This window comes from Chryseobacterium sp. DZ-32, from assembly GCF_059587025.1.
This window is the reverse complement of the sequence record NZ_JCAIOM010000023.1, coordinates 66,250-77,074: the sequence shown is the minus strand read 5'-3', so window position 1 is coordinate 77,074 and position 10,825 is coordinate 66,250. Positions and strand designations below refer to the sequence as shown.

Annotated in this window: 6 protein-coding genes; 1 reads left to right on the top strand and 5 read right to left on the bottom strand. The window is 36.8% G+C overall.

From position 1 onward, the window contains the following. Window positions 1-390: 390 nt before the first annotated feature. The 5 genes from AC59HC_RS20675 to AC59HC_RS20655 form a co-directional block, all read right to left on the bottom strand. Window positions 391-2,580 carry a B12-binding domain-containing radical SAM protein gene (locus AC59HC_RS20675; RefSeq protein ID WP_496559268.1) on the bottom strand — a complete coding sequence of 730 codons (2,190 nt, stop codon included), beginning with the start codon at window positions 2,578-2,580 and terminating at the stop codon, window positions 391-393. Between the two features lie 151 nt (window positions 2,581-2,731). Continuing rightward, window positions 2,732-3,493: a hypothetical protein gene (locus tag AC59HC_RS20670; protein WP_202840617.1), complete on the bottom strand. Its 762-nt coding sequence runs from the start codon at window positions 3,491-3,493 to the stop codon at window positions 2,732-2,734. Between the two features lie 228 nt (window positions 3,494-3,721). Beyond that, window positions 3,722-4,600, bottom strand: coding sequence for a DMT family transporter (locus AC59HC_RS20665; protein WP_202840616.1), 879 nt, complete (start codon window positions 4,598-4,600; stop codon window positions 3,722-3,724). A gap of 66 nt (window positions 4,601-4,666) precedes the next feature. After that, window positions 4,667-5,938, bottom strand: coding sequence for an aminotransferase class I/II-fold pyridoxal phosphate-dependent enzyme (locus tag AC59HC_RS20660; protein WP_174525202.1), 1,272 nt, complete (start codon window positions 5,936-5,938; stop codon window positions 4,667-4,669). Between the two features lie 88 nt (window positions 5,939-6,026). Continuing rightward, complete coding sequence (locus AC59HC_RS20655) at window positions 6,027-7,064, bottom strand: PLP-dependent cysteine synthase family protein (protein ID WP_110010212.1); 1,038 nt, start codon at window positions 7,062-7,064, stop codon at window positions 6,027-6,029. Window positions 7,065-7,286: 222 nt separating this feature from the next. On the opposite strand from AC59HC_RS20655, the gene AC59HC_RS20650 reads away from it, so the two are divergent. After that, window positions 7,287-10,772, top strand: coding sequence for a glycosyltransferase family 117 protein (locus AC59HC_RS20650; RefSeq protein WP_202840615.1), 3,486 nt, complete (start codon window positions 7,287-7,289; stop codon window positions 10,770-10,772). Window positions 10,773-10,825 lie beyond the last annotated feature (53 nt).

The following is a 10,825-nucleotide window of genomic DNA, read 5'->3' as shown; positions in this document are numbered from 1 at the left end:
TGAGTTATTTAGCCAAAACTGTTCTCTCACCCCTTTTGCTTTGTATGTAAATTTATTCTTTTGCAAACATAGGAGCCAAAACTTATAACGACCTCGTTAGTCTTTATAAACCACCCCGTCAAAAATTCTTTGAATTTTCGCCACCCCTCCGGAGGAGGGGAATATTTTGCCGGTCTATATATGGTAATATGGTAGTTAGAAATTTGGATTTGATTCCTTAGTATAAAAATAGAATATTTTATTCTCTTAAATAAAGATTTAGATCTGTGTCATCCGTGAAATCTGTGAGAGATTATATTTTAATCAAAACAAGTCTTATTCATTCAGAAAAATAAGAATTCACGGAAAATTAACCATTTTTAAAAATCCCTGAGAAAAAAACGGAATTTTTTATAAACTTAAAATTACGCCGTTTTCCTTCAATTGCTGCATTGGTTTTGAGAACCAGAACAGCTCAAAATCATCGAAATTTTCTTCAAAATGATTCTTAAGTTGTTGAATAGTAGGTTTTTTAGAATTTTCAACAGCATTTTCTTCCAGTACATTCATCAGCCATTCTGCTTTTTCCTGTTCCAGTTCCACCTTCACAATATTGGTTTTTAAGTGGAATGTAAGAAGCGTATACGTACCAGAATATTTCTTTTTATTTTTTACGCGATTCTCAGCGATTACATTTTTGGTTAAAAAGACAACTTTGGAATTGGTCTTCAACTGAAACTGCCCATCTTCCAAAAGACAGTCGTGAATATAATCCGGATGAATGGTTGTTCTTGGAATTTTAAAATCAAACCATTCCTGAAGCGGCAGTTCGAAATTGACTCCATGCATATAATTGAATAAAGATTTCTTTAATCCGAAGCTGAACCTGTTATGATCGATTCCGGTTTTATCTTTAAAATCTACATCGTTATTGGCAAACAAAATTTCCTGCTTTACCGGAATGACTCCAAAATCTTCCGGGCTTATTCCCACTGGTGAATGAGCTGTCATCGCAAACTGATGCCAGAAACCACTCTGAAGGATTCCCATTTCAAACATTTGTCTTACCATTTCAAGGGAGTCTACAGTTTCCTGAATGGTTTGGGTAGGATAGCCATACATCAGATACGCATGAACCATAATTCCTGCTTCTGTAAAATTTCTTGTTACATTGGCAACCTGTTCCACAGAAACTCCTTTATCAATTAATTTCAGCAGTCTGTCACTTGCTACTTCAAGTCCACCGGAAACAGCCACGCATCCTGAAAGCTTCAGAAGATAACAGAGATCACGGGTAAAGCTTTTTTCAAAACGGATATTGGTCCACCAGGTAACCACCAGATTTCTTCGGAGAATTTCCAGAGCAACCTCTCTCATAAGGGCAGGTGGAGCAGCTTCATCTACAAAATGGAATCCTGTCTCACCGGTTGTACGGATCAGTTCTTCAATCCGGTCTACCAGAATTTTCGCAGAAATAGGTTCGTAGATTTTAATATAGTCTAAAGAAATATCACAGAATGTACATTTTCCCCAGTAGCATCCGTGTGCCATCGTCAGTTTGTTCCATCGTCCGTCGCTCCATAAACTGTGCATCGGATTGGCGATTTCGATAACGGAAATATATTGATCCAGTTTTAAATCTGTATAATCAGGAGTACCTATTTCAGACTGTTTGAAGTCGTGTCTTCTAGAATTATTCTTGTAAACAACTTCATTATTTTCTAGAAGAAAAGTTCTTTTAAATTCACCTTCCCCGGCGGTAATTTCTAAATTTTGGTGAAGAAGTTCCAATGGAAGCTCACCGTCATCTAAAGTAATAAAATCAAAAAATTCAAATACTCTCTGGTCTTTAACTTCTCTTAATTCTGTATTGGGAAATCCTCCTCCCATCGCAATTTTAATGTGAGGATAATGCTTTTTGATCCATTGAGCACATTTGAAACCGGAATACAGATTACCGGGAAACGGTATTGAAAAGCAAACCAGTTTTGGCTGTACAGTTTCTATTTTTTCCTGAAGAATTTTTAAAGTAAACTCATCAATAAAGGTAGGCTCACCACACAGTTTTGAATATAATTCATCAAAAGAATTGGCACTTTTTCCAAGGCGTTCTGCATATCTGCTGAAACCAAAATCGGAATCGATATTTTCCACAATATAGTCGGAAATATCTTCCAGGTATAGAGTTGCCAGATGTTTGGCCTTATCCTGAAGTCCCATATTTCCAAAAGCAAATTCCATATCATCCAGCTGGTTGAAACGGGAAGCTTCGGGAAGAAAGTTCATGCTACAGATCTGTCTTGCTAATGTAGGAGTTTTATCCTGTAAAAAAGTAATGACCTGATCTATTGTTTTTAAATATTCTTCTCTTAAGGCATAGATTCTCTGAGAATTTTCAGAGGTGTTATGAAGGTCAATTTCTTTACTGAAAACCTTCTGAATTCCATCCTTTGAAAATAATTCCAAAATAACATCAATCCCCAAATCTACCTGATAGCTTGAAATATTCTTGGTATTTAAAAACCCTTTTATATAAGCTGTTGCAGGATAAGGAGTATTAAGTTGGGTAAACGGCGGAGTAATAAGAAGCAGGTCTTTCAACAGAAATTTTTTTCAAAGTTATTCTAAAGTTTTTTTAGAAAAAAATTTTTTCTCCTGATTATAAACAGTCCGAAAAAGTCTTCAGAAATAGTTTGCTTTATTACATCCTTTTTATCACAATTGTTTTATTTCCAATCTTGAAAATGGTATCTTAGAATAAATCAGCGGGTTTGTTAAACAAAGCATCAGTAGCATTGTTATCGATAAAGTTTAGAAAAGCATCTTCATCAAAATATCCGTCCTCATCAAGAATTGCCGGATTTAATAATTCGATTTCACTAGGTTTTTCCAGGCTGATATTTTCAATAAACTTTCCGGTTTTGCCTGTGATCTCATTGTGAAAACTGATTAAGTATCTGGAATAAATATTACTCTCAGCAACAGTGTAATGTCCGTTTTCTGCAATAAGTGAAGTCATAATGCTTCCTCCTATGTAGGTTTCATTATCATTCCCCGAAGCACCAAACAATACTTTTGAGGTAACATTTCCAGCGCAATACAGCGAACCGTTGATGATGATATTTTCTGCCTGTATATTACCGGTAACTATAAGGACAATAAAATCTTCCACAAAAAGTTTCTCCGATAAGTGAAGATCACCATCGATAAGAATGATTTTATACCCTTCATCTTCGGAAGTAATCAGTTCCAGAGAAGTATTGCTGTCATTTTGTATAAGAACAATTTCAGGGGCATCATTTTCATTATTGATGTACAGGGAAGCGTCCTTTAACTTTTCTGCTGTTTCATCGTCCAGCATTTCGAGAAATTCAGTAAGACTTTCTTCATCGATGCCACTTTCATTGAAAAAATTGTTTTCCAGGGCTTCGTGAGCAATGCTGTATAGATTTTCTGATTTTTCTTTGAGTTGTTTGTATAATTGGTCTTTGGTTAGTTTTTGCAATTCTTTCATCGGTTTTTAAAAGTATATACATTATCTATTCGGTGGGGGAAACACCTGTTAATAGACTGATGCAATATAGTCAGATAAATTGTGTTACGCCAGAAAGAGATGTTTTTTTTCACATATTTTTCTTTTTGATGATTTCCTGAGCTGAAAAATTAGATCATTTCATACAAAAACCGGACTCATAAAGAGGTCCGGTATTTGTATTGTTTTGTATATCAGTCAATAAAAATTTTAGATATGGTTTATTTTCTTTTGGTCTCCAATCACATTCAGGGTAACTCCCAAAAGAATTAAAGTAATCCCGATGAGTAAATTCAGAGTGAATTTTTCATGAAACATCAGGACACTGATCAATACAGCAACAACAGGTTCCAAAGCTCCCAAAATAGCCACAGGAGTAGATCCGATATATTTAATAGCATATACCAGACAAAGACTGGAGATCACTGTAGTCAGAAAGGCAAAAATAAGGAAGTTAATGAAGATCTCTGTTGAAGGAATAGCAAACGATGCATGTGCTGTGACCGCTTTGGACATAAAGAACAGTGAGGTGAAAAGCATTGAATAAAATGTAAGCTTGAATCCGGAAACCTTGATATTCGACTTGTTGACGATAACCATATATAAAGCATAGAACAGTGAACTGAGCATGACAATTCCCAACCCTGCAAAGTTGATTTCCAGTCCTTTTCCTTTTAAACATAAAACAATAACTCCCGCGAAAGCAAGAAGTAAAGAAGCTCCGGATAATCTGGTAAGTCTCTCCTTATAAAAGAAAAGCATGATCAATGCGACAATAATAGGATAAATAAATAAAACGGTAGAGGCAATCCCCGGTGTCAGGAAATCATACCCCAAAAAGAGAAACTCTGAAGAAAGGGCATAACAGATACCAAGGATGGCCAGGATTAAGACCTCTTTTTTATTGATTCTAAAACTCTCCCCTGAATACAGCAGATATCCTCCCACCATTAATGCTGAAAAGAAAAATCTGTAAAACAGCGTAATATCCATTGAAAAATGCGCCTGCTTTACGGGCAGAATAAAAATCGGAATCAGACCATAGGAAACGGCCGACAAAATTCCCAGTGTGTAACCTCTAAGTTTCATGTGCTTTATAGTTATTAAACAAAAAAGCCACTGAATCAATCAGTGGCTTTTTTTATTTTTTTAAGATTAAATCGGTTTAAAACTTAATCCTTGTTCCTGCAGTAATTTTTGTTCCTGCTCTTTGTAGTAGCCACCTACTAACTTATCATGAATTGCTTCAAACGCTGCCAGAGTTTCATTGATCTCTGCATCGGTATGAGAAGCGGTAGGAATAAGCCTTAAAAGAATCATTCCCTTCGGAATGACCGGATATACCACCACAGAGGTGAAAATACCGTAATTCTCTCTTAAATCTTTTACCAATAGAGTAGCCTCTACAGGAGTTCCCTGCATCATTACCGGAGTTACACAAGTATTAGTGTCTCCAATATTGAATCCTCTTTCTGTAAGTCCGTTCTGTAGTTTGTAAACATTCTCCCAAAGTTTAGCTTTGATTTCAGGTCTTGATCTCAATAGCTCCAGTCTTTTTAATCCTCCGATTACCATTGGCATCGTAAGAGATTTTGCAAAGATTTGTGATCTTAAGTTGAATTTCAGATATCTGATGATTTCTTTGTCACCCGCAAGGAATGCTCCGAAACCAGCCATTGATTTTGCAAATGTAGAGAAATAGACATCGATCTGATCGTTACAGTCCTGCTCTTCACCTACACCGGCACCTGTTTTACCAAGAGTTCCGAAACCGTGGGCATCATCTACTAAAAGTCTGAACTGGTATTTGGATTTAAGATCGCAGATCTCTTTGATTTTTCCCTGCTGTCCTCTCATCCCGAAAACTCCTTCTGTGATCACAAGGATACCTCCACCTGTTTCTTCAGCTACCTTAGTGGCTCTCTGAAGGTTTTTCTCAAGACTTGCCATATCATTATGCTTGTAGGTAAATCTTTTACCGGAATGAAGTCTTACTCCATCCACAATGCAGGCATGAGAATCCATATCATAAACAATCACATCATTTCTGCTTACCAAAGCATCAATGGTAGAAACCATTCCCTGGTAACCGAAATTCAATAAGTATGCTGATTCTTTTTTTACGAAGTCTGCCAGTTCTCTTTCCAGCTGAAGGTGCTGGTCTGTTTCTCCGGACATTGCTCTTGCTCCCATTGGATAGAACATTCCATATTCTGCAGCCGCTTTCGCATCCGCTTCTATTACTTCAGGGTGATTACACAGCCCTAAATAGTCATTGGCACTCCAGAAAATTACTTCTCTCCCCTGAAATTGCATTCTCGGGCCAATAGGTCCCTCTAATCTTGGGAAAATAAAATAGCCTTCACCATAATCTGCAAATTGTCCAAGTGGTCCTGGATTTTCTTTTATTCTTTCAAAAATATCCAACATTGTATCGTAATTTTTAAGTAATAAAGCCTTTTTTGTCTGAATACGCAAAAGGCTTTATTTATTTGTATCGTGATTTTATTCGTTCTTATTTGATAAACTCGGTTTTGAAAACTTCGTCATAGTTGTGAACACAGTTGTTAACAAATCCTTGTTCTGCCATCCATTTGTCACTGTATACTTTAGTGATGTATCTGGAACCGTGGTCAGGATAAATCAAAACAACTACGTCATTTTCTGTAAGTTCATGAGACTGGGCATACTGCATCAATCCCTGGGTTACAGCTCCGGTAGTATAACCTCCCATGATGGCTTCTTTCAAAGCAATTTCGCGGGTTCTGTACGCGGACATTTCATCATTTACCCTTACAAACTCATCTACCTTGTCAAAAAGCAGGGCAGAAGGGATCAGGTTTTTACCCATTCCTTCAATCTGATAAGGATGTACATCTTCTTTATGTATTTCTCCTGTTTCGTGATAGCTTTTAAGGATCGAACCGTCTGCATCTACACCAATAATCTTGATATCAGGATTTTTTTCCTTCAAAAATTTGGCAGAACCAGACAGCGTACCCCCCGTTCCGGTGCAGGCAAAAAGGTGAGTGATCTTACCTTGTGTCTGTTCCCAGATCTCGGGACCTGTTGTCTGATAGTGTGCATCAATATTCAATTCGTTAAAATATTGATTGATGTAAATAGAATTAGGAGTTTCCTGAGCGATTCTTTTAGCTACTTCATAATATGACCTTGGATCATCTGCCGGTACATTGGCCGGGCATATATATACCGTAGCTCCCAATGCTTTCAGATAAGCAATTTTTTCAGGTTTTGTTTTATCACTTACTGCAAGAATACATTTATATCCCTTAATGATACATACCATCGCAATAGAAAACCCGGTATTACCGGAAGTAGTTTCTACAACTACAGAATCTTCTTTTAAAAGGCCTTTTTTCTCTGCGTTTTCTATAATATGAAGTGCGATTCGGTCTTTAGTGGAATGTCCAGGATTATATGATTCTAACTTGGCATAAATGGTTGCTGGAATATCTTTTGTCACAGTATTTAGCTTCACCATCGGAGTGTGTCCTATCAGGCCAAGAATATTATCGTAAACATTACTCATTATTTGTTATTTTCAATAAAAATCTGACTGCAAAAATACAAAAAAATAAATAATTACTAAACTTTTGTTTGATTTCTAGGGCATAGTTTGTAAAAAAATATTTTAGTATTTTCAGTTTTGACACGAGTATAATCGCAAATACTGCGCCAAAATTTTTAAATTTTGTTAAAACCCGCATAAAATAAGATAAAAGCCTTATTTTCGCATAATTGATTTAATACTATGAAAAATTGGACTTTTAGGCAATGGAACACCGTTTCAGGATGGGTGATTTTCGTTATTGCTTTCTTTACGTACTTGTCCACCATAGAACCCAATTTCAGTTTCTGGGATTGTGGCGAGTACATTTCTTCTGCAGTAAAACTTGAAGTAACGCACGCTCCCGGAGCTGCTTTATTCCAGATAGTGGGTGCCGTGGCAGCCATTTTTGCATTAGGGAAAGGCGAAAACTATTCTATCGTGATCAACGCGATGTCTGCATTGTTCAGTGCGCTGACTATTTTATTTTTGTTTTGGACGATCACTCATTTTGTGAGAAGACTTTTAAACAAAGATTTTGAAGAAATTACAAAACATCAGGAAATCTCTATTTTATTTGCGGGAGCAGTGGGAGCACTTTGCTTTACATTCTCAGATACGTTCTGGTTCTCTGCGGTAGAGGGAGAGGTTTACTCTATGGCTTCTATGTTCATTGCGCTTTTGGTCTGGTTAATCACCAAATGGGAGAATGAGTATCAGGCGGGAGACAGTGAAAGATGGATTATTCTTATTTTCTTCGTTTTAGGACTTTCTGTAGGAGTACATATGATGTGTATGCTGGCAATTCCTGCAGTATGTCTGGTATACTATGCAAGAAATTACAAGTTTACCTGGAAAAACTTTATCTGGGCAAACCTTATTACATTAGGGATTTTGATTATTGTTTTCAAAATTATCTTCCCTTTAATTATGACAATGTTCGGAAGACTTGAGATTTTCTTTGTGAATGGTCTTGGACTTCCTTTCCACTCCGGAACCATTGCAGCGTTTATTTTAATGGTAGCGATCTGCTACTTCTTAATTAAATATGCAAGAAAGGCAAAAAGAAACATTTATCAGACGGCTGCATTATCTGTAGTTTTCATGATGATAGGGTTCTCCTGCTGGATGGTTATTCCTATCAGAGCGAATGCCAACCCGCCAATGAACCTTAATGATCCGGATACGGCAATCGGTATGCTCGATTATTATAACAGAGAGCAGTATGGTGACTGGCCTACTATTTACGGACAAAACTACACGGCATTCCTTGATGCTAACGGAATTGAGAAAAACGAAGACGGAAGTTTCAAAACAAAGAAAACCGGGGAAATCTATGAAAAAGATGAAAAAACCGGAACCTACAGAAAAACGGGAGACCGTTTCAATTATGTATTCAACAAGTCTCAGGTAAGCTTAATGCCGAGAATGTTTAATGAAGATAAGGATGTAATGGCCAACTATATTTCTATGTATGGCGCTCCTGATTTTACATTCAATTATTCTAATGAAGATGTGGCAGACAATCCGCAGGCAAAGCAGATCTTTGACGAACTGAGAGCAAAATATGAAGATAAATCAATTACCGCTTCAGATTATCTGAAAGTAAAACCTTATAATCTGATCAATGTTCAGAAGCCTTCATTTCTTCAGAATATGGATTATTTTATTACTTTCCAGAACGGATATTACTTTGTAAGATATCTGATGTGGAACTTCGTAGGAAGACAAAATGATCTTGAAGGAAACATGGAAAGCACAAAAGGAAACTGGATTTCCGGAATTCCTTTCGTTGATAATGCTGTGGTAGGAAATCAGGATAAAATGCCTGCTAAATTTAAGAATGAAAGTACAGTTAAATTCTTCTTCCTTCCGTTAATTTTAGGATTGATTGGGTTCTTCTTCCAGTTGAACAGAGATTTCGGAAGATTCTATGCATTGTTATCTTTATTTATTTTAACAAGTGTAGGGATTGTTTTCTATACTGGGGTAAAACCTTTTGAACCGAGAGAAAGAGATTATGCAATGGTAGGTTCTTTCTATGCATTTGCGATCTGGATCGGTTTGGGTGCCGGAGCTATTCTTTGGTTCTTACAATCTAAAATAAAATCAAACGGGGCTAATATTGCTCTGGGAGTGGTTTTATTAGGAGTACCATTCATGATGGGCTTCCAGAACTATAATGTTCATGACAGAAGCAACAGATATACTGCATACGACTATGCGTATTCAGTGTTAAAATCATTGCCGAAAAACGATATCCTTTTCGTTTACGGAGATAACGATACTTACCCGGTTTGGGCTATTCAGGAGACAGAACAGTTCAGGGATGATGTGAAGGTGGTTAACTTTACTCTTGCTTCAACTCCATGGAATCTGGATCAGATCAAAAGAAGAACGTACAATGCAATGGGAATCCCTAGCCAGCTGACACACGACGACTATAGAGATGGGGTAAACGACCAGATCTATATGATGAAGAAGGAAGATTGGGAAGGTGTTTTCTCTATGTTGAAAGAACAGGGAGCTCCGGAAACAGAATTCCAGTCTTTCAGAAAATATCTTACTCAGGATTCTTTAACTTTGAAACAGGCGATTGAATTCATTAAATTCAAATCTCCTGAAAAAGACGAATTGTTGAAAATGTATTTCGGTGAAGAGAAATTTGAAAAATACAATATTCTTCCGGTCAACAAATTCATCCTTCCTGTGAATAAAGAAAATGCTTTAAAAGCAGGAATTATCAACAAAGAAGATCTTCCAAACGTAGCCAATCAGATTATGATTACTTACAAAGGAAATACGCTTTATAAGAACAACCTGATTTTGATGGATCTTTTAGCGAACTTTGACTGGAAGCGTCCGATCAACTTCTCATCAGGAGGTATTTATGACAGCGAAAATATTTTCTATCTGAACGATTACCTTCAGTTTGACGGATTCAGTTACAGATTGATTCCTATCCAGACACCTCCGAGCGCTGATGGAGATATGGGACGAGTAGATGCCAATTCTCTTTATAATGTAGTGAAAAACTTCAGATGGGGGAACTTCAAAAACTTAAATGCTCACTTTGATGAAACGGCTACTTCCAATATCATCAGCTATAGAATGTCAGCGAGCAGAGCGGCAGCAGCCCTTGCATTAAGCGGACAGAAAGCTAAAGCATTGGAAATTCTGGATCTTGCAGCCAAAGAAATTCCGGCAGAGAAATATAATGATCCCCGTTCATTAAGTTCAATTGTTTCAGGATACATTATTGCAGGGCAGGAGCAGAAAGGTCTTCAGATTGCTGAAGTGCTTAAAAAAGGAATCTTTGAAGAGTATGATTATTATTTAAGTCTTTCCAAAGCAGATCAAAGCTATCTGAGAAGACAGATGAGAACAAAACCAATGGAATATTCTCTTGTGGTTTCTGCAGTAACAGATGCTTATACAAAGATCGGACAGAAAGAAAAAGCATATGCTTATCTGGTAAAATCCATAGAACCGATTGACAAGAAGTTCAATGTATTTATCAAAGATCTTCAGGAAATGGGCAGAGATAAGGCGATGAAAGAGTCTGAAAATGTACAGGAAATTACGCCATTCTATCAGTACTTATTTGATGTGATGGAGCCTTATGATTCTACCTATTCCAAAGAAAAGGAAAATCAGATTACGACTGCGATTATCAAAGCAACAAAATAAAATACTTTAAAACGGAACTTCGGTTCCGTTTTTTTATTATTGGGAATCCTGAA

What these genes read in the sequence shown, in the direction of transcription:
- AC59HC_RS20665 (WP_202840616.1), bottom strand. Translation starts at nt 4,600, where the DNA reads ATGAAACTTAGAGGTTACACACTGGGAATTTTGTCGGCCGTTTCCTAT.
- AC59HC_RS20655 (WP_110010212.1), bottom strand. Translation starts at nt 7,064, where the DNA reads ATGAGTAATGTTTACGATAATATTCTTGGCCTGATAGGACACACTCCG.
- AC59HC_RS20670 (WP_202840617.1), bottom strand. Translation starts at nt 3,493, where the DNA reads ATGAAAGAATTGCAAAAACTAACCAAAGACCAATTATACAAACAACTC.
- AC59HC_RS20650 (WP_202840615.1), top strand. Translation starts at nt 7,287, where the DNA reads ATGAAAAATTGGACTTTTAGGCAATGGAACACCGTTTCAGGATGGGTG.